Consider the following 20155-nt stretch of genomic DNA (forward strand, 5'->3'; position numbering starts at 1 on the left):
AAGAGAACGCCCGTGACCTCCGTGTCCATCCCTGAGACCACCGTCCGCGACGTCGTCAGCGGGCCGGCCCCGGCCACCCCGTACCAAGGGGACATCGCCCGCTACTGGGACCACGAGGCCCGTCCCGTGAACCTGGCACTCGGTGACGTGGACGGCCTGTACCACCACCACTACGGCATCGGGGACGTCGACCACGCAGCCCTGGAGGGCACCGACGACGCCGACCGCGCCCAGCGCCTGGTCGCCGAACTGCACCGGTTGGAGTCCGCGCAGACCGACGTGCTGCTGGACCACCTCGGCCCCATCCGACGGGACGACCTGCTGGTCGACGCCGGCTGCGGTCGGGGCGGTTCCCTGGTGATGGCGCACCAGCGCTTCGGCTGCCAGGTGGAGGGCGTCACCCTCTCGGCCAAGCAGGCCGACTTCGCCAACGGCCGCGCCCGTGAACTCGGCATCGACGACGCGGTCCAGGCCCGGGTGTGCAACATGCTCGACATGCCCTTCGGCACCGGTCGGGCGGCGGCCTCGTGGAACAACGAGTCCAGCATGTACGTCGACCTGCACGACCTGTTCGCCGAGCACTCCCGCATCCTGGCTCCCGGCGGTCGGTACGTGACCATCACCGGCTGCTGGAACCCGGTCTACGGCCAGCCCTCGAAGTGGGTCTCGCAGATCAACGCGCACTTCGAGTGCAACATCCACTCCCGCCGCGAGTACATGCGGGCCCTCGCCGACAACCGACTGGTGCCGCAGGCCGTGATCGACCTCACGCCCCGGACCCTGCCCTACTGGGAGCTGCGGGCGACCTCGTCCCTGGTCACGGGCATCGAGGAGGCGTTCCTCAACTCCTACAAGGACGGTTCCTTCCAGTACCTGCTGATCGCGGCCGACCGCGTCTGACGGTTCCGGCCCGCCCGCCCCCGTCCGCCCCGGAGCCTCCCGGGGCGGACGGGGGCGCCGTCGCGTGCCGGGATTCACCCGGGCGTGTGGACGGGTACCGGCCCGGCGTCCGGGTCCGCAGGGCCCGGACGTGGCGCGGAGCGCGGATCCGGTCACCTGATGGAGGCATGACGATCTGGTCATCGACCACCAGATGCGAACATTTCCCCGATCCTGAATGTCGTATGTGATGTTCAGTCAAGTTGGCGGGAAACTACGTAAGTTGACGGTCCTATGGGCGGACCGGGGCGGTATGGTGACCGACCGTGCGAGACAAACCGCGGGTCGTTAGCTTAGGCTCCCCTAAGTTCAGTCCGCGGTCGGGGATTCCTCGTGCGCCGTCATAGGAGAGTCGTGTCTCAATCGGACAGCACCGACACCGGGTCGGCGCCCGTGCCCACCCGGGCGCCGCGGCCGTCACCCGCCCCCTGCGGGTCCACCTTCCCCTGACACCGACGCGCCGCCACGCTGGACCTCCCACGGCGTCCTCGGGCGTCAGCTCCGCCGTGCCCCCTCTCGACCCAAGGCAGACTCGTGTCCATTCAGTTGCCACCCTCCTCCGCCCCCCTCTCCGCCCACCCGGTGGAGGTCCTCCCGCCGGGGGTCCGCACCCGCCTGACAGAGCTGGCGCGCCGGGAGGCCCCCGTCTCGACCTACCTCTACGACCCCGCGGTGGCGATCGGCCGGGCCCGACAACTGCGCGAAGCGCTCCCGGAATGGGCCGCCGTCTACTACGCGGTCAAGGCCAATGCGTTCCCTGCCCTGGTCGAAGCCCTCGCCCCGCACGTGGACGGCTTCGAGGTCGCCTCCCGCTCCGAAGTCGAGCTGGCCCTCGCCGCGACCGGGACGCCCGCGGGCGCGCCCGCCCCCCTGGTCGCCGCCGGCCCCGCGAAGTCGGTGCCCGTCCTCACCGCCCTGGTCCGGGCCGGCGTCGAGGCCGTCAACGCCGAGAGCCCCCTCGAACTGCACCGGATCAGCCGCATAGCCCGGGCCGAAGGGGTCACCGCCCGGGTGGCCCTGCGGGTCAACCCGGCCGAGATCCCCGTCTCCGGGTCGCTGCACATGGGCGGCGCCCCGTCCCAGTTCGGCGTGGCGGAGCCCGAGGTGCCCGCCGTGCTGCGCGAGGCCCGCACCCTCCCCGGGATCGACCTGGTCGGCTTCCACATCCACGCCGCCTCCAACAACCTCGACGCCGAAACCCACGCCGCCTACCTGCGCTGGTGCGTGGAGTGGAGCGTGCGCACCGCGCGGGAGAACGGCATCGACCTGCGGCACGTCGACATCGGCGGCGGCATCGGCGTCGCCTTCGAGGGCGAGCCGCCCTTCGACGTCGCCCGGTTCGGTGAACTGGCCGCCGCCGTGGAGGTCCCGCCCGGCGTCAAGGTCGTCCTGGAACCCGGCCGCTTCCTGGTCGCGGACTGCGGCTGGTACGCGGCCGAGGTGACCGACCTGAAGACCTCCTACGGCGAGACCTTCGTCATCCTGCGCGGCGGCATCAACCACTTCCAACTCCCCACCTCCTGGGAGATCGTGCACAACATCGCCGTGCTCCCGGTGAACGACTGGGCCGAGTCGTGTCCCCGCCCCGTCGCCGAGGACACCCGGGTGACCGTGGTCGGCGAACTCTGCACCCCCGAGGACACCCTGCTGCGCGACGTCCGGGTGGACCGGGTGCGCGCCGGTGACCTCGTCGTCTTCCCCTACGCGGGCTCCTACGGCTGGGAGTTCGCCATGCACCGGTTCCTCGGCCACCCGGTGGCGGAACGCCACCTGATCTGAGCCCACCCGCTCGACGCACGGACCTCCGACCGGGGCCGACGACGCGCCCGGTCGCGTCCCGTGCTGCCCGCTCCCTCCCCGAACCCCACACAGGAGCAGTGACCATGACCGTCCACCCCGCCGAGCGCACCACCACGGGCGCCGCCGAGATCCTGGAGCGCCAGCGCTCCCGGGAATCCTCGGCCCGCACCTACGCCCGCTCGTTCCCCATCGTCCCCGCCCGCGCCGAAGGCATGTGGGTGGAGGGCACCGACGGTCGCCGCTACCTCGACTGCCTCTCCGGCGCCGGCACCCTCGCCCTCGGGCACAACCACCCCGTGGTGCGCGAGGCCATCCAGCGCACCCTCGACTCCGGGGCCCCGCTGCACGTCCTGGACCTGGCGACCCCGGAGAAGGACCGCTTCACCGACGCCCTGTTCGCCACCCTGCCCCGCGGCTTCGCCGACAAGGCCCGCGTCCACTTCTGCGGGCCCGCCGGGACCGACGCGGTCGAGGCGGCCTTCAAACTGATGCAGACCGCCACCGGACGCCGGGGCCTGCTCTCCTTCGGCGGCGCCTACCACGGCATGACCGCCGGCGCCCTCGCCGCCTCCGGCGGGGTCGCCACCCGCACCCCCGTCCCCGGCATCGCCGCCGACGTGACCCGCTTCCCCTACCCGTACCCCTACCGCTGCCCGTTCGGCGTGGGCGGGGAACAGGGCGCACGCCTCTCCAGCACCTACATCCAGCGTCAACTGGACGACCCCAACGGCGGGATCGTCCAGCCGGCGGCGATGATCCTCGAAGCCGTCCAGGGCGAGGGCGGCGTGGTGCCCGCCCCCGACGACTGGCTGCGCGAGGTGCGCCGCATCACCGCGCAGCGGGACATCCCGCTCATCGTCGACGAGGTCCAGACCGGGGTCGGGCGCACCGGTGCCTTCTGGGCCGTCGAACACAGCGGCATCGTTCCGGACGCCATGGTGATGTCCAAGGCGATCGGCGGCAGCCTCCCGCTCGCCGTGCTCGTCTACCACCAGGACTACGACGGCTGGCTCCCCGGCGCGCACACCGGCACCTTCCGCGGCAACACCCTCGCCATGGCGGCCGGCGCCGCGACCCTGGAGTACGTGGCAGGGCAGGGGCTCGTCGAACGGGCGGCCACCGTGGGAGCCCTGATGACCGCTCGGCTGGAGGCCCTGCGCACGGCGCTGCCCGCCATCGGCGACGTCCGGGGCCGTGGCCTGATGCTCGGGGTCGAACTCGTCGACCCCGAGGCCGAGCCCGACGCCTGCGGCGCCCGCCCCGCCGACCCGCAGACCGCGGTGCAGGTGCGGGCCGCCTGCCTGGAACGCGGGCTGATCGTGGAACTGGGCGGACGCTACGACGCCACGGTCCGACTGCTGCCGCCGCTGATCATCTCCGACGAGGAGGTCGAAGCGGTGCTGGACCGGCTCACCGACGCCATCGCCACGGTCACCGCACTGCGCAGCCCGGGGGCCTCGGCATGACGCACGACCTCGCCGTCCCCCCGGGCAGCGGCTCCGCCACGGTGGACGCCCCGCCCGTCGACCCCCTCCTCGCCGCGCCGGTGACCCCTGCCGGCCCCACCGTCCGGGCCGCCGCCCTGTCCGGGAGCACCGCCGGGCCGGCCGCCCTGGAGCCCCTGGTCCGCACCGTGCTGGACGCCCTCGCCGCCGGGGCGGCCCGCCGCCGGGGCCCCCTGCCCGCCGGCGCCCCCGAGGAGGGGGCCGCCGAGGTCGTGGCGGCGCTCGCCGCCGCGCACGGGGACGGGGCCCTCGGCCTGCTCACCGAAGCGCTGGCGCACGGCAGCGCCGACCCGGCGGACCCGCGGTGCGCCGCGCACCTGCACTGCCCGCCGCTGGCCGTCGCGGTCGCCGCCGACCTCGCGGTGTCCGCGCTCAACCCCTCCCAGGACTCCTGGGACCAGGCCCCCGCCGCGACCGCCCTGGAAACCCAACTCCTCCAGGAGCTGGCCGCCCTGGTCGGCTACGACCCGACCACCGCGGCCGGGGTCCTCACCTCCGGCGGTACCGAGTCCAACCTGATGGGCCTCATGCTGGCCCGGGACCGGGTCATGGGCCGGGCGACCGACCGGCAGATCGAGCTGACCGGCGTGACGGGCAGCACGCTCCGCCCCCGGATCTTCGCCTCCGCCGCCGCCCACTTCTCGGTGGCCCGCTCGGCGGCCCTGCTCGGCCTCGGGGAGGACGCGGTCGTCGCCGTCCCGGTCGACCACGAGCTGCGGATGCGCCCCGAGGCGCTCGCCGCGGCCCTGCGCGAGAGCACCGCGCGCGGCGAGGTGCCCCTGGCCGTGGTGGCCACCGCCGGAACCACCGACACCGGCGCCGTCGACCCCCTCCACACCTGTGCCGACCTGGCCGCCGAACACGGGGCCTGGCTGCACGTCGACGCCGCCTACGGCGGCGGTGCGCTGCTGTCCGACGCCCTCGCCCCGCTGCTGGACGGCATCCACCGGGCCGACTCCGTCTCCCTGGACTGGCACAAGCTCGGTTGGCAACCGGTCGCGGCCGGCGTCTTCCTCGCCCGCGAGGCCCACACCTACGCCTCCCTCGCCCGCCGGGCCGTCTACCTCAACCCGCAGGACGACGAGGAAGCCGGCTACCCCAGCCTGCTCGGACTCTCCCTGCGCACCACCCGCCGCGCGGACGCCTTCGGCATCGCCGTCACCCTGCGCACCCTGGGGCGCAGCGGACTGGGCGCCCTGGTCGACACCTGCCACGCCCTGGCCCGGCACGGCGCCGCGGCCGTCCGGGCCGAACCCCGGCTGGAACTGCACGCCGACCCGGTGCTGACCGCCTTCCTCTTCCGCTACCTGCCCGAGGACCCCGACCCCGTGCACGCCGACCGGGTGAACGCGGCCCTGCGCCGCCGACTGCTGCGCGAAGGCCGGGCCGTCGTCGGCCGCACCGAGCTGCCCGGCGAAGGCCCCGGACGCGTCCGGCTCAAGCTGACCCTGCTCAACCCGCACACCACCCCCGAGGACCTGGAACACCTGCTGCGGACCGTGGTGGCCGCCGGCCGGACCGAGGAGGAGGACCGGTGAGCACCCGGCACCCCGTCACCCCCGACCCGCTCGACGACCCCGACCCGCTCCGGGCCGGCGACGCCGCGGCCACCGAAACCCTGGTCCGCGCCTACGTCCGCGAGACCGGCACCGAAGTCCCGCCGACCGGAGGGACGTTGACGCTCGACCTGCCGGCGAGCGGACTGACCCTGTCGGTCCCGGTGCGCCACCGCTCGACCACCGGCTGGCACCGCTTCGGCATTCCGCGGCCCAGCGGCGGCGGCCCCGAGGCCGACGCCGCCCTGGTCGCCGCCGCCCTGATCCGGGAGACCACCGCGGACCGCGGCGTCGGTCCGCACCTGGGCACCGACGCCGCCGCCCGGGTGCTGAACTCCGCCCGCCGCACCGCCACCCACCTCGCCCACCGGCGGGCCGAGGGCGAGGCGGGCCACGGCCCCACCCCGTTCCTCGACGCCGAACAGGCCCTGCTCCTGGGGCATCCCTTCCACCCCGCCCCCAAGAGCCGTGAGGAGGCGTCGGACGCCGAACTGCACGCCTACTCGCCCGAGTTGCGCGGATCCTTCCCCCTGCACTGGTTCGCCGCCCACCCCGATGCCGTGGTCGGCGACAGTGCGGACGCCCGCACCCCGCAGCAGCTGCTGGCCCCCTCGGCCGCCGGCCTCCCGGTGCCCGAGGGCTGGTCCGCCGTCCCCGCCCACCCCTGGCAGGCCCGGGACGTGCTGGCCCGGCCCGAGGTCGCCGCCCTGGTGGACGCCGGCCTGCTGCGCCCGCTCGGCCCCGGCGGCCCCGCCTGGTACCCGACCTCCTCGGTGCGCACCGTCCACCGGCCGGACGCCGAGGTGATGCTCAAGCTCTCCCTCGGCATGCGGATCACCAACTCCCGCCGCAACAACCTGCGTTCCGAAATGCACCTGGGGGTGCGGGCCAGCCGGCTGCTGGCCGCGGGGCCGAACGACTGGCTGCGCGCCGAACACCCCGAGTTCGGCGTCCTGCGCGAGTTCGCGTGGATCTCGGTCGGCCCCGACGGCCCGGAAACCGGACTGGAGACGGCCTTCCGCGACAACCCGTTCCGCGGCACCGGCGCCCCCGAGGGCCAGTGCGTCGCCGGACTCCTGGCCGAGCGCACCGGCCCCGGCGACGGCCGCCCGCCCCGCCACCGCGCCCTGCTCTGCGAGGCCGTCGAACGGGCCGCACGGGCCGCCGGCACCACCCCCGCCGAGGCGTCCCGGCACTGGCTGGAGCGGTACCTGCGGGTCCTGGTGGTCCCGCTGATCCGACTCCAGGCCCGCTACGGCATCGCCCTGGAACCCCACCACCAGAACGTCCTGGTCACCCTGGACGCCGACGGAGTGCCGTGCGCCGGCTGGTACCGGGACAGCCAGGGCTACTACCTCGCCGCCTCCCGGGCCGAGGACGCCGAACGCCTGCTGCCCGGCGCCACCGAGGGGGTGGAACTCGTCTTCGACGACGCCTTCGTCGACGAACGCGTCGCCTACTACCTCGGCGTCAACAACGTCCTCGGACTGGTCGGTGCCTTCGGCGCCCTCGGACTGGCCGACGAACGGGACCTGCTGGGCGTGGTGCGCGAGGTGCTGGAACGGCTGCGCGCCGCCGAACCCGCCGCCAAGGGCCTGCTGGACCTGCTGCTCGACGCCCCGGTGCTGCGCTGCAAGGGCAACTACCTGACCTGCGTCGACGGACTCGACGAACTCGTCGGGGACGTCCACACCCAGTCCGTCTACATCGATCTCCCCAACCCGCTCACGGAGGCCCCGCGGTGACCGCCCCCACCCCCGCCGACCAGCACGCCCCGTACGACCTCCTGGGCGTGGGCATCGGCCCCTTCAACCTGTCCCTGGCGGCGCTGGCCGACTCGGCCACCGACCTGAACGCCCTCTTCCTCGACTCCCGGCCCGGCTTCTCCTGGCACCCCGGCATGCTGATGACGGGCACCACGCTCCAGGTGCCCTTCCTCGCCGACCTGGTCACCATGGCCGATCCCACCAGCCGCTGGTCCTACCTCAACTACCTGCGCCACCACGACCGGATGTTCCGGTTCTTCTTCTCCGAACGCTTCCACATACCGCGCCGCGAGTACGACGCCTACCTCCGCTGGGTCGCCGAGGGCCTCGACTCCTGCCGCTTCGACTCCGAGGTCACCGCCCTGGAGTGGGACGAGCGGGCGGACGCCTTCGCCGTGACCTACCGCACCGGGGGCGCCGAACACCGGGTGCTGGCCCGCCAGGTCGTCCTGGGCGTGGGCACCGACCCGGTGCTGCCGAGCGCCCTCGCCGACCTGTCGACGGGCCCGCGCGCCGCCCGCGTCCTGCACAGCGCCGACTACCGCACCCACCGCGCGGCGCTGGCCACCGCCACCGACGTCACGGTGGTCGGCTCCGGCCAGTCCGGCGCCGAGGTCGTCCTCGACCTGCTGCGCCACCAGGACGGCGAGGGCCTCGGCGGCCCGTACGTCCGCTGGCTCGCCCGCACCCCGGCGTTCGCCCCCATGGAGTACTCCAAGCTCGGCCTGGAGCACTTCACCCCCGACTACGTCCGACACTTCCGGGCCCTGCCCGAGGCCACCCGGGAGCGCCTGGTGGGCGACCAGTGGCAGCTCTACAAGGGCGTCAGCGGGGACACCCTGGGCGAGATCTACGACGAACTCTACGAACGCACCATCGGCGGCGGACAGCCCCGGGCGTCCCTGCACCCCGACACCGCGGTCGTGGCCGCCGCCCCGGAGGACCGCGGCTACCGCCTCACCTGCCGGTCCGGCCAGCAGGGCGAGGAGTTCGAGGTGCACACCTCCGCCGTGGTCTGCGCCACCGGCTACCGGGCCTCCCGCCCCGCCTTCCTCAAGCCCCTCGCCGACCTCGTCCACTGGGACGCGCAGGGCCGCTACCGGGTCGACGGCGACTACCGGGTCGCCCTCGACGACCGGATCACCGGAACGCTGTACGTGCAGAACGCGGAGATGCACACCCACGGGGTCGGCGCCCCGGACCTCACCCTCGGCGCCTGGCGCTCCGCCACCATCCTGAACGCCGTCACCGGCCGCCCGGTCCTGCCCATGGCCGAGCGGCAGGCGTTCACCACCTTCGGCGTGCCCGCCCCGGAGTCCGAGGGCGGTCCACGGTGACCGTCGCCGGGCGCCCGCGACGCGACGGACGGCAGGCCCGCACGGTCCTGCTGTCCGTCATCGGCCTGCACCTCGTCGCCGAGACCGCCCTCACCCCCTTCCTGCCGCAACTCTTCGACCGGCTCTACGGCATCGAGGACCCGCAGGCGACGGGGGTCTACATCTGGATCTGCCGCATCGTCGGCCTGGCCGCCCTGCCCCTGTGGGGCCTGGCGGCCCGCCGCTGGGCGCTGCACCGCCTGGTGCTCGCCGGCCTCTGCGGCTCCGCGGTCTTCGACCTGCTGCTCGGCATGGCGCCCAGCTACACCGCCTACACCGTGCTGTCGACCCTCGTCGTCGCCACCAACAGCGCCCTGCTGCTGGCCTATCCGGCGTTCATCGCCGAACACGGCGACGAGTCCGCGGACGGCGAACGGGGCAGGCTCGCCGGGGTGTGCACCCTCGTCGTCGTCTTCCACCTCTCCGTGGTGGTGTCCACCCTGGTGGGCGCCGGGGTGCTGGCCCTGCCCGACCCCCGGTTCGGCATCTCCGCCTTCGCCGTGGTCGACCTGGTCCTGGCGGCCTGGACCTACCGCATCCTGGGCCGACGCCCCACCGCCCCGCTCCACCCGCCCGTGGCCGTGCCGGTGGGGGACGGAGCCGCTCCCCGCACCGCCCCGGTCCCGAAGCGGCGGACGAACCGCCGGGCCTGGTGCACCGCGCTCGCCTTCGTCGCCCTGATCGGCGTCGCCTTCGACTTCTCCGTCAACGTGTCGCGCCCCTTCCTCACCGCCTTCTCCGAGGACCTCGGCAGCGGTTCCGTCGGCTCCGCCGTGCTGTTCTTCCTGCCGAGCCTGTCGGCGCTCGCGGTGTTGCCGCTGGTGCGCCGCTGCCACGCCCGGTTCGGCGACCGCCTGCTGCCGGCGGCCCTCGCGGTGGGTGCCCTCGGGCTCGTCTGGTCGTTCCTCGCCGACTCGCTCCCCGCCCTGACCGCCGGCCGCCTCCTGTACGGGGTCGGCCTCGGCCTCGGCCAGGTCGCCGTCGAACTGTGGGTGTTCCGCGCCACCGGCACCGAAGGCCCCGCCTACACGGCGGTGGAGACCGTGCGCAACGCCGGTCTGCTGCTGGCCCCGCTGGCCGCCGCGGCGGCCGTCACCCACGACCTGGCCCTGCCCCTCGCGATCGCCGCGGCCGTGCAGTTCGGTGCCGTGCTGCTGGCCCTGCGGCCCCGCCGGCGCGCCGCCGCACCGCCGGCGGCCGAGGCCCGGCCGCACCCCCGACCCCCGGCGACCGCGAGCCCCGTGCCCGCCGTCGCAGAACCCGCCGCCTTCGCGGCCCTGGCCCGAACCGAGGAGAACCCCCTATGAACAGCGCAGTCCGCGAAGCCTGGGACGAGGCGGGCCGACGCCTGCTCGGCAAGGCGGTGGCGGAGTTCGCCTACGAGGAACTCCTCGTACCCGTCCCGGACCCGACCGCCGGCGCACCGGACGCGTACCGACTGGACTTCGCCGACGGGGTGTACTGGACCTTCCGCGCCGCCCGCGGCACCTTCGCCACCTGGCGGCCGGTGCCCGGCACCCTGCGCCGCCACCCCGAGCCCGCCGACGCCACCGAGCCCGGCCCCGAGCACCTGCTCCTGGACGCCCGGTCCGTGCTCGGCTGGGACGGCCCCACCACCGCGGAGGTGCTCCGCGAGTTGACGGCGACCCGGCGCGCCGAAGCCGAGGTGCTGGCCCGCGGGGTGCCCGCCGCCGACCTCGCCGACCTGGACCACCTGGACCTGGAGGCGCACCAGGACGGCCACCCCTGCATGCTGCTCAACAAGGGACGCCTCGGGTTCTCCGCCTCCGACGCCGCCGCCTACGCCCCGGAGGCCCGGGGCGCGGTGCGACTGCTGTGGTTGGCGGTGCACCGCACCCTCGCCTCCTACTCCGGGGTGCCCGGACTGGACGCGGACACCCTCCTCGGGGAGGAACTGGACGAGGGGACCCGGCGGACCTTCGACGGGGCCCTGCGCACCGCCTGCCACGACGGCGCCCTCGACCCGGCCGACTTCCACTGGCTGCCGGTGCACCCCTTCCACTGGGACGAGGCGGTCGCGCCGCTCTTCGCGCCCTACCTCGCCGAGGGCCGGATGGTCCTGCTGGGCGAGGGGCCCGACCGCTACCGGCCCCTCCAGTCCATCCGCACCCTGGCCAACCTCGACCACCCCGGGCGCCGCAACGTGAAGGTGCCGCTGCTGATCCGCAACACCCTGGTGTGGCGGGGGCTGTCCACCCGGCCGACCGAGGCCGCGCCGGACGTCAGCGCCTGGTTGCACGCCGTCCGCGAGGCCGATCCCTACCTCCGCGACGAGCTGCGCTTCCACCCGCTGGGCGAGGTGGCCGGGGTGGCCGTGAGCCATCCGCTGTACGAGTCCGTCCGGGACGCCCCGTACCGTTACCACGAGTTGCTGGGCGCGGTGTGGCGCGAGCCGGTGACCGGGCTGCTGCGCGGGGGCGAGCGCGCCCGGACCATGGCCGCCCTGCTGAAGGTCGGCTCCGACGGACGGTCCCTGGTGGCCGAACTGGTCGAGCGGTCGGGCCTGGCGCCCCGGGACTGGCTGGAACGATTCTTCGCGGCGTTGCTCCCCGGACTGCTCCACTACCTGTACCGCTACGGCGTGGCCTACTGCCCGCACGGCGAGAACACCGTCGTCCTCTACGACGCCCACGACCGCCCCCTGGGCATCGCGGTCAAGGACTTCGCCGAGGACGTCAACCTCCTGCCCGGCCACCACCCCGAGTACGAGGCCCTGTCCCCCCGCGCGGACGCCCTGCTGCTGCGCTGGCCCGCCGCCGAACTGGCCCACTCGCTGCTCAGCGCCGTGTTCGCCGGCCACTTCCGCTTCTTCGCCCCCCTGGTCGCCGAGCAACTCGACGTTCCCGAAGAGGAGTTCTGGGCGATGGTCCGCGCCGAGGTGGTCCGCTACCACGAGCGCTTCCCGGAACTGGCCGACCGCTTCGACGACTTCGGACTGCTCGCCCCCGCCTTCGACCGGGTCGCGCTCAACCGCGAACAACTGCTCGGCGGCGGATTCCACGACCGTGCCGAGAAGGACGAGGGCTTCGACGTCGTCCACGGCACGGTGCCCAACCCCCTGGCCCACCCGGCCGCCCCCGCCGAGGAGCGGATATGAGCGACGCACCCTACGCCCGGTTGCGCGAGGACGCGGCCCACGGACGCATCGAAGAGGTCATCGTCGGCGTCCCCGACCTCCAGGGCCGCATCCAGGGCAGCCGGCTGTCCGCGCCGTACTTCCTCGACGAGGCGGCCCGGAACGGATTCGGGGCCTGCGTCTACCTGCTGGCCGCCGACGTCGACATGAACACCGGACCCGGCTACGCCCTCGACGCCTGGCGCAGCGGCTTCGGGGACCTCGTGCTCCACCCCGACCCCGCCACCCTGCGCACCCTGCCCTGGGACGAGGGGACCGCACTGGTCCTCGCGGACGCGGTGGGGCAGGACGGCGAGCCGGTGGAGGTCGCCCCGCGACAGGTCCTGCGCACCCAGCTCGACCGGCTCGCCGCCCGCGGGCTCACCGCCTTCGCCGGGACCGAGCTGGAGTTCCTGGTCTTCGGCGAGTCGTACCGCACGGCCTGGGAACGCCGCTACGCGGGGCTGCGGCCCGCGACCGACTACAACGTGGACTACTCCCTCCAGGGGCTCTCGGCGATCGAACCGGTGACGCGCCGCATCCGCCGCGAGATGGTGCGCGCCGGCCTGAGCATGGAGACCGCGCGGGGCGAGTGCCACCCCGGCCAGTACGAGATCGTCTTCCGCTACGCGGAGGCGATGGCCACCTGCGACAACCACGTCTTCTTCAAGTACGGGGCGAAGCGGATCGCCGAGCAGGAGGGGGTCGCGCTCACCTTCATGCCCAAGTACGACGAGGGCGAGGGCAACTCGTGCCACGTCCACCTCTCGCTGCGCGGTACGGACGGCTCGGCCGTGTTCGCCGATCCCTCGGCGGCGGACGGGATGTCCGAACTGATGCGCCACTTCGTCGCGGGACAACTCGCCTGCCTGCCGGACTTCGCGCTGCTGATGGCGCCGAACGTCAACTCCTACAAGCGGCTGAAGCCCGGGGCGTTCGCCCCGACCGGGATCGCCTGGGGGCGGGACAACCGCACCTGCCCGATCCGGGTGGTCGGCACCGGCCACTCGCTGCGGATCGAGCACCGGGTGCCGGGCGGCGACGCCAACCCCTACCTGGCGGTGGCGGCGGCGGTCGCGGCCGGGCTGCACGGCATCGAGAACGCGTTGACCGCGCCGCCGCCGCACGCGGCCAACGCGCTCGCGGACGCCTCGGTGCCGCAGTTGCCGGGCACGCTCACCGAGGCGCTGCACCGCTGGGAGAACAGCGAACTCGTCGCGAAGGTCTTCGGCCCCGAGGTGGTGCGGCACTACGCGCAGGCCGCCCGCACCGAACTGGCCGCCTTCGAGACCGCGGTGACGGACTGGGAGCGGGTCCGCGGCTTCGAACGCCTCTGACCCCTGCCGTCGAAAACGGGTGGGCCCGGTCACGGAACTTCCGTGACCGGGCCCACCCGGTGGTGCCAGGGGAGGAGCCTAGGACAGCTTCTCGCCCATCTGGTCCAGGATCTGGCCGGCCCCGGTGTAGCCGATGCCCAGCATCCACAGGTTGTCGTCGACCTTGAAGGTCTTCCCGTCCTTCACCGCGCCCAGCTTCTTCCACAGCGCGCCTCCGGTGGTGGAGGTCTCCTTGGCCTTCGCCGGGTCGCCGTAGGTGGAGTAGAAGATGACGTCCGCCTCGGCCTCGTTGATCCGCTCGGGGCTGACGTCGAGGGAGAAGCCCGTCTTGTCGACGTTGTCGGGCCGCCCCACCTTGAGGTCCTTGAGGATGGAGCCGATGAACGTGTCGTTCATGTACAGACGGGTGTCGGTGCCCTCCAGGAAGCGGACGAAACCGACCGTGGTCCCGGCCGCCTCGTCGGCGCCGCCGAGGGCCTCGGTGACCTCCGCGATCGACTTCTCGTAGTCGGCGACGACCTTCTCGGCCTCCGCCTTCTTCCCCAGGACGTCGGCGTGCAGGGTGAAGTTCTTGCGCCAGTCGGGTCCGGTGGTCTCGGTGAAGACCGTCGGGGCGATCTTGGACAGCTCGTCGTAGTTCTTCTCGTCCCGCGCCTTGCTGCTGATGATCAGGTCCGGCTTGAGGCCGAGGATGGCCTCCAGGTTGGGCTCCGAGATCAGTCCGACCTTCTCGATGCCCTTCAGCTTCGCCTCGGGCAGGTAGGTGGAGAGCGGCGCTCCCCCCTCGGCGGTGACGGCGCCGACCGGGGTCACCCCCAGGGTGACGGCCGAGTCGAGGGCGTCGGTGTCGAGGACCACCACCCGCTTCGGGGTTCCGGGCACCTTCACGTCCCCCATGACGGTGGTCACGGTGCGCTGGTCGCCTCCGGCCTTCGGCTTCTTCTCCTCCTCCTTGTCGGAGCCGCAGGCGGACAGGGCGAGCGCGGCCACGGCGGCGAGGGCCGCGGCACGACGGGTACGGATGGTCGACATGGGTGGGGGCGCCTTTCGGGGCAGGGCCGTTGGCTCAACGGGACGAGTTAGGTAAAGCTCACCTTAGTATGATCGATGGGTGGGTGCGGTCCGATGTCCCGACTCGTTATGGAAGCGTGTGCGAGCCGGGGGAGGGCGGACTCGGTCCGCCGTCAGGACGAACGGCACCCGGCCGCGCGTGGTGGTCCGCCCGGTGGCGGGCCCCGCCCGGGCGCGCCTCCGGCGGGCGCACGCGACCGGGGCCCGCGAGGGGCCGAGCGGGCGTACCGGCCGGCGGGGTCAGGAGGTGAACAGCACCGACATGAAGGCGCTGTCCGCGCTCCACTGCCCGGGGTCGAGTTCCTCCGCCACCGTCTGGCGACAGTTCTTCTCGACGTACAACACCGCCCGACGATCAGTGTTGTTGACCACCTTCCCCCGGGCGTTGCGGCCCACCGGGTAGCAGTTGCCGTCCATCGGGTGGGTCAGGGTGCGGGCGACGTCACCGGGCTGGACGTGGTACACGAATTCTCCGGTGGCGGCGTGGGCGCTCTGGGGGACGGCGACACCCAGGGCGGCGACCGCACCGAGGGCGACCAGGGTCGTGCCGGTTCTGCTCCTCATGGATTCCTCTCCGACGACGCGTCCCGCCCCGTGCGGTGCGGGACCGACAGTGATGTCCTACCCGCCGCCGGCCGCGTCCAAGGCCGCCCGCGAGCCGCGCCCGCCGGGGACGTGCGGGACGGGTCCTCGGGTCGCTGCGGACGGGGTCGAAGTACCCCCGTGTCCCGGGAGCGCGAGGTGCCGACCGTCCTCGTCGCGGAGGGGCGGTGCCGGGTTGCGACATTCACCGAAGAAGTTCTCCGACAGCTCGCTGAACAAGGAATCGAAACGGTGGACCAAAAAGAGTAAAGCCGCTCAATCGAGGGCGACTTCAGGCGATCCGGTCATGATCATTCTGTGTCCCCGGAACTCTTTACTTTGCTTTGGCTCGATGGCAGGCTGACTTTCACTTCAGCCCCCCCACAGGTGAAACCCTCACAACGCCCTTTCCCTCAAAGGGAATTGATGCCTGGGCTGAGTTCTCTTCATGTTGAGATCTCGGATCGAGGAGTAAAAATGAACCGTCGTGTCCGCGGTGCGTCCGTTGTGGCCACCCTGGTGGCCGGTGTCTCCGTCGCGCTGTCGAGCGGCACCGCCCAGGCCCAGGGCTCGTCCGACGCCCCCGGCTCGTTCAGCCTGATCAACATCAACGCTCCGCTGATCAACGGCCCGCTGATCAGCAACACCGGCGACATCGACTTCCTGGAAGACATCCTGGAGCACATCAGCATCCCGATCCTGGGGCAGTCGGTGCACCAGATGTACGAGCAGGCCAAGTTCGAGGGCGGCCTGTTCGGCAGCAACAACAAGAGCAGCAACAACAAGAACGGCAGCAACGAGAGCAGCAACAACGAGAGTCGGAGCGAGGGCGGCGAGAAGCAGTAACCCGACCCCCGAGCAACGGCGCACTGAACGTCGACCCCGCGCACGCCCGCGCGGGGTCGACCCGTTGTCCGCGCCGTGCTGTTGGGAAATGTCCCGGGTCGTCAGGGCGGTTCTCGCCACGGCCGAACGCATTCTGTCGAAAAGAAGACTTAGCATCCGCGCGGGTGAACATCCTCCCTCCGTTCTCCCGAACTCCACGGGACGTGCCAGAGTTCCCCCGGTGCCTCTCCCCACGGCACCCCGATCGACTTCTCCGGCCGCCCCGACGCAAGCCGTCGGCGCACCTGCGGTCGGTGAAGTCCAGGGAGGAAGCGGTTGTCCACGCGGAATGCATCAGACCTCATCCAGGTGCTCGAAACGCGCAGCGCGGTACGGCAGTACACCGAACGACCCGTCGAGGACGCCGAACTGGAGCGCCTGCTCGACGCGATACTGGCCGCCCCCACCGGCGGCAACAAGCAGGCCTGGGCCTTCGTCGCGGTCCGCGACCCGAGGACCCTGCGGCTGCTGAGGGCCTTCTCGCCGGGGATCATCGAGCCCCCGCCCCTGGTCGTCGTCGCCTGCTTCGACCGTTCGCGGGCGGTCAAGGACGACGGGGAGTTCTGGGACGAGGGGCTGCTCTGCGTCGCCATGGCCGTGCAGAACCTCCTCCTCGCCGCACACGCCCTCGGGTTGGGAGGCTGCCCCGCGGCGAGCTTCCGCCGGCACGCAGCCCGCATGCTGCTGGGACTGCCGGACCACCTCGAACCCCTGCTCATGGTGCCCATCGGACAGCCGACGCGGGCCCTCGTGTCACCACCCCGTCGAGACCGCAGTGAGGTAGTCAGTTATGAGTTCTGGGGAAACCACAGCCTGGCCCGTCGATGAGGAACTCCTGCTGCTCGCGGCCTATCTGCTGAGCAGCGGGCGGGGACTGATCGACGAACCCCAGCAGTACGGCCCCTTCCGCTGCATCGACGCCGCCCGGCGCGTCCTCGTGCTGCTGCGCGGGCGCGGTGCCATCACCCACGAGGAACTGGAGCGCGTGCACGGACAGTTGGAGGACTTCATGTGCGGGCCGATGACCCCGAAGGACCTGCCCGCCTTCCTCGACGAGGTGTGCGGGAGGCTCACCGTGCTGCTCAGGGACTCCGACCTGATCCAGCGGGCCCCCGCCACCGTCGTCTGAGCACGGCGGCGAGGGCGCCGGTCGAAGAAGGACGACATCACCATGTTCGACGTCATGCCCGTCACGGGCACGTGCCGAAGGGTCCTGGAACGCGGTGACCACGCGCTCATCGGAGTCAGCACCGGCAACAGCTACTTCAGTCAGGACCGCCTCGGCTCCCTACTGGTCTGGGCCGAGCAGCGCTTCTCCCTGGTCGACGTGGTGTACGTCGACACCCACATCGACGCCATGCTCACGGCGACGGGGTTGGAGCCCGCGCAGGCCCGCAGCCGCACCAAGAGCATGCTCAAGGACGTGCGGCGCAGGATCCGCCGCGCCCTGGAGATGACTTCGGGGGCCGCACACGGTCGCATCCGGGCGCGGCCCCTCTCCGAGTACCTCCAACTGCCCCAGTACAAAACGGTGTTGGCGCGCCTGGAACCGACCCTGGAGGCGAACGGGCCCCTCGCGGAGTCCGCCGCGGCCCAGGTGCGTGAACTCCTGGTCTCCCATGTGCCGGACTCCGCCGAACCGGACCTGGCCGACGCCCAGATGCAGGCCGGCCTCGCCTATCTGCGTGCGGAACTGCCCTTCCTGCTGGACACGCCGGCCATCCTCGACGTCCCCTCCTCGGTCACCTGCTACCACAAGCTGATGCCCGTGGTCCAGGAGATGTTCGGGGGCCTCGGCTCCCTCCACCGCAACCCCCGCCAGGGGTTCCTCGTGGTGCGGCCCGCGCCACGGCGATCCCCGGACCGTCCCTGGTCACCGCCTTTCCCTACGAGGAGCAACGAGTTGACGCTCACCGAGCAGTACGACGAGATCTCCAGCGACTACACCGACGTGGAACGGGTGTTCAGCACCTACCGCACCCTCGTCGAGGAACCCTCCCTGCTGAAGGCCCTCGGACCCGTCGACGGTGCGACGGTGCTGGACATCGGATGCGGTTCGGGCGCCTACACCCGCCTGCTGAGCCGGCGCGGCGCCGAACGGGTGCTCGGCGTGGACGTGTCCCCCGGCATGGTGGACGTGGCGCGCCGGTGGGAGCAGCGCGACCCGCTGGGCGTGCGCTACGAGGTGCACGACGCGATCGACATGCCCGTGCTGGGCGCCTTCGACGCGGCGGTCGCGGTCGCCGTCCTGCACTACGCGGACGACCGCGAGGAGCTCACCCGGATGCTCGAACGGACCCGCGCCAACCTGGTGCCCGGCGGTCGCTTCGTCGCCTTCGTCGGCAACCCGCGGCTCCCCGCGGGCACCGCCCAGGTCAACGGACTGGTCGTGCACCGTCCCGACCGGGCCAGCGACGGCGACCCGTCCCCCCTCACCATCCCCACCACCCCGCCCACCACGCTGCCGGCGCGCTACTGGAGTTGCGGGACCATCGAGGAGACGCTGCGCGCCACCGGCTTCGACGACGTGGTGTGGGAGCCCCTCCAAGGGCTGCCGCCGGGCGTGGAACAGCCCGTCAACCTCCTGGTGAGCGCCCGAGCGGTGGCCGCCGGCACCTGACCGCACCGATCGGCCCCCGGTACCCCCCGGGGGCCGACGGGGCGATCAGGGTTCCCGCGGGCAGTGGACGTCGGTGGACGGGCGCACCCCGGTGGTCAGGAAGGCCGTCACCGTGCGGTCCGCGCAGCTGTTCCCCGTGGTGAGGTAGGCCCCGTGGCCTCCCGCGTCCACACTGACCAGCCGGGCCCGCTCGCCGAGCGCCCGGCGCATCCGCAGGGCACCGGCGTAGGGAGTGGCCGGGTCCCGCAGGTTCTGCACCATCAGGACCCGGGACGGGCCCCTGTCGGTGATCCTGGTGGGCGCGTCGACGGGTCGCTCCCGCCAGAAGGCGCACGCGACGATGTTCTCCGGCTGCCCCGCGGTGAGCGGACGGGCCGCCCGGTCGGCGGCCACCGCCCTGTGGTAGTCCTCGACCCGGCCCGGGAACTCCACGTCGTTGCAGACGGTCGCGATCATGGCCGCGGCCTCCTCCTGTCCCCACACCGCGGTCAACTCCGCGGGGAGCTCCGGCATCCGGTCCTCCTGCACCGCCCGGATCACCCGCGCGAGCCCGGCGAACTCCGTCTCCGGCCCGCTCAGCGCGGACTGGAGGTGCAGCCGCAGCAGGTTGCCGGTGAGCTGCACGTCCCCCGACGCGGTGTCCCGGGGCGCCGCGTCCAGGGCCCCGGCCAGTGCGAGGAAGGTCGGACGCACCTGCTCGGGGCGTTCGGCGACCCGGAGGGCGCCCCGGTCCGGGTGGGCGGCCCAGGCGGCGAAGTCGGGGAACCGGTCCTCGACGCCCCGTCCCAGGTTGGCGAGCCACCCCCGGCCGACCCTCCTCGGATCGGGGTCGCCGTTGCTGTCGAGCACCCAGCGGTCGATCCGGTGCGGATGGTGCTGTGCGTACACCGCGGCCACGTAGGCCCCGTACGAGGTGCCCCACGCGGACAGCTTCGCAACCCCGAGCGCCTCGCGGAAGGACTCGATGTCGCGCACCTCGTTCGCGGTGCTCATGCTGCGCAGCACCGGTCCGCCGGCACGGGCGCAGGCGTCGGCGACGCGCCGGGCCCGGGCGACGTTGGCGTCGATGGAACCGTCGGGTCCCGGCCAGGCTCGTGCGAGGTGGTGGAACCGCCGGTCGTCCTCCGTCAGCCCGCAGCCGGCGCCGGTGCTGCCACCCGCCCCCCGGGGGTCGAGGGCGACCAGGTCGTAGGCGCCCTTCAACTCGCGCTGGAGGGCTGCACCCCGCTGCGCCAGCCGCTGGACGCCCGAGCCGCCGGGCCCGCCGGGGATCACGACGAGCGTGCCCCGGCGGGATTCCGGCCGGTCGGAGACCAGCCGCGACACGGCCAGGGAGATCTGCTCGCCGTCGGGGTCGCGGTGGTCCAGCGGCACGGTCAGGCGGGCGCACTCCTGCTGCTGGGGGCCGCCCGGCCGGGCACAGCTCTGCCACGCCAGGTCGCCCGTCCGCACGCTGGACGAGGCCGCCGCCCGGGTGGTGGGGGCGACCTCGGCGACCGGTGCGAGCAAGCCCGCGAATCCCGCGGACAGTGCCAGCAGCATGCCCGGAGTCGAGTAAGTCGTCATGGGGAGAGCATGGTTG

At 72.9% G+C, this 20155-nt stretch carries 16 protein-coding genes; 13 read left to right on the forward strand and 3 right to left on the reverse strand.

Annotated elements, in window-relative coordinates; translation table 11 throughout:
* The first annotated feature begins 12 nt into the window (after positions 1–12).
* The 9 genes from ABT092_RS18380 to ABT092_RS18420 all read left to right on the forward strand — a co-directional run bounded on the left by ABT092_RS18380 (position 13) and on the right by ABT092_RS18420 (position 13415).
* Positions 13–900: a geranyl diphosphate 2-C-methyltransferase gene (locus ABT092_RS18380; RefSeq protein WP_502968459.1), complete on the forward strand. Its 888-nt coding sequence runs from the start codon at positions 13–15 to the stop codon at positions 898–900.
* A 573-nt stretch (positions 901–1473) separates the two neighbouring features.
* The gene (locus ABT092_RS18385) at positions 1474–2718 is read left to right on the forward strand and encodes an alanine racemase (RefSeq protein WP_351245027.1); all 1245 of its coding nucleotides are present in this window, start codon (positions 1474–1476) and stop codon (positions 2716–2718) included.
* Between the two features lie 104 nt (positions 2719–2822).
* Positions 2823–4205: a diaminobutyrate--2-oxoglutarate transaminase gene (locus ABT092_RS18390; protein WP_351245029.1), complete on the forward strand. Its 1383-nt coding sequence runs from the start codon at positions 2823–2825 to the stop codon at positions 4203–4205.
* A complete protein-coding gene (locus ABT092_RS18395) occupies positions 4202–5782 on the forward strand; it encodes a pyridoxal phosphate-dependent decarboxylase family protein (protein ID WP_351245031.1) in 1581 nt (526 codons plus the stop codon). The genes ABT092_RS18390 and ABT092_RS18395 overlap by 4 nt, the downstream gene beginning before the upstream one ends.
* Positions 5779–7545, forward strand: a complete 1767-nt coding sequence (locus tag ABT092_RS18400; RefSeq protein ID WP_351245033.1) for an IucA/IucC family protein — start codon at positions 5779–5781, stop codon at positions 7543–7545. The genes ABT092_RS18395 and ABT092_RS18400 overlap by 4 nt, the downstream gene beginning before the upstream one ends.
* Positions 7542–8903 (forward strand): lysine N(6)-hydroxylase/L-ornithine N(5)-oxygenase family protein, encoded by a 1362-nt coding sequence (locus ABT092_RS18405; protein WP_351245035.1) that lies wholly within the window; start codon positions 7542–7544, stop codon positions 8901–8903. The genes ABT092_RS18400 and ABT092_RS18405 overlap by 4 nt, the downstream gene beginning before the upstream one ends.
* On the forward strand, positions 8900–10249 hold the full coding sequence (locus tag ABT092_RS18410) for an MFS transporter (RefSeq protein WP_351245037.1): 1350 nt from the start codon (positions 8900–8902) through the stop codon (positions 10247–10249). Before ABT092_RS18405 ends, ABT092_RS18410 begins: the two co-directional genes overlap by 4 nt.
* On the forward strand, positions 10246–12060 hold the full coding sequence (locus ABT092_RS18415; protein WP_351245039.1) for an IucA/IucC family protein: 1815 nt from the start codon (positions 10246–10248) through the stop codon (positions 12058–12060). Before ABT092_RS18410 ends, ABT092_RS18415 begins: the two co-directional genes overlap by 4 nt.
* Positions 12057–13415 carry a glutamine synthetase family protein gene (locus tag ABT092_RS18420; protein ID WP_351245041.1) on the forward strand — a complete coding sequence of 453 codons (1359 nt, stop codon included), beginning with the start codon at positions 12057–12059 and terminating at the stop codon, positions 13413–13415. The genes ABT092_RS18415 and ABT092_RS18420 overlap by 4 nt, the downstream gene beginning before the upstream one ends.
* Before the next feature lie 78 nt (positions 13416–13493).
* On the opposite strand, the gene ABT092_RS18425 is transcribed toward ABT092_RS18420, so the two are convergent.
* Together ABT092_RS18425 and ABT092_RS18430 are read right to left on the reverse strand one after the other, a co-directional pair.
* A complete protein-coding gene (locus tag ABT092_RS18425; protein ID WP_351245043.1) occupies positions 13494–14447 on the reverse strand; it encodes an ABC transporter substrate-binding protein in 954 nt (317 codons plus the stop codon).
* 279 nt (positions 14448–14726) lie between these two features.
* Positions 14727–15050, reverse strand: coding sequence for a hypothetical protein (locus ABT092_RS18430; protein ID WP_351245045.1), 324 nt, complete (start codon positions 15048–15050; stop codon positions 14727–14729).
* Positions 15051–15545: 495 nt separating this feature from the next.
* Here ABT092_RS18430 and ABT092_RS18435 point away from each other — a divergent pair, with 495 nt between their 5' ends.
* From ABT092_RS18435 to ABT092_RS18450, 4 genes are all read left to right on the forward strand, one after another.
* The gene (locus ABT092_RS18435) at positions 15546–15914 is read left to right on the forward strand and encodes a hypothetical protein (RefSeq protein ID WP_351245047.1); all 369 of its coding nucleotides are present in this window, start codon (positions 15546–15548) and stop codon (positions 15912–15914) included.
* A 315-nt stretch (positions 15915–16229) separates the two neighbouring features.
* A complete protein-coding gene (locus ABT092_RS18440) occupies positions 16230–16781 on the forward strand; it encodes a nitroreductase family protein (protein ID WP_351245049.1) in 552 nt (183 codons plus the stop codon).
* The gene (locus tag ABT092_RS18445) at positions 16744–17082 is read left to right on the forward strand and encodes a DUF6092 family protein (RefSeq protein WP_351245051.1); all 339 of its coding nucleotides are present in this window, start codon (positions 16744–16746) and stop codon (positions 17080–17082) included. Before ABT092_RS18440 ends, ABT092_RS18445 begins: the two co-directional genes overlap by 38 nt.
* Before the next feature lie 54 nt (positions 17083–17136).
* A complete protein-coding gene (locus ABT092_RS18450) occupies positions 17137–18573 on the forward strand; it encodes a tRNA-dependent cyclodipeptide synthase (RefSeq protein ID WP_351245053.1) in 1437 nt (478 codons plus the stop codon).
* A 45-nt stretch (positions 18574–18618) separates the two neighbouring features.
* Here the strand turns inward: ABT092_RS18450 and ABT092_RS18455 are convergent, their stop codons facing one another.
* Complete coding sequence (locus ABT092_RS18455; protein ID WP_351245055.1) at positions 18619–20139, reverse strand: alpha/beta hydrolase; 1521 nt, start codon at positions 20137–20139, stop codon at positions 18619–18621.
* Positions 20140–20155 lie beyond the last annotated feature (16 nt).

This window comes from Streptomyces sp. NPDC002490 (assembly GCF_040296045.1).
Classification (GTDB): domain Bacteria; phylum Actinomycetota; class Actinomycetes; order Streptomycetales; family Streptomycetaceae; genus Streptomyces.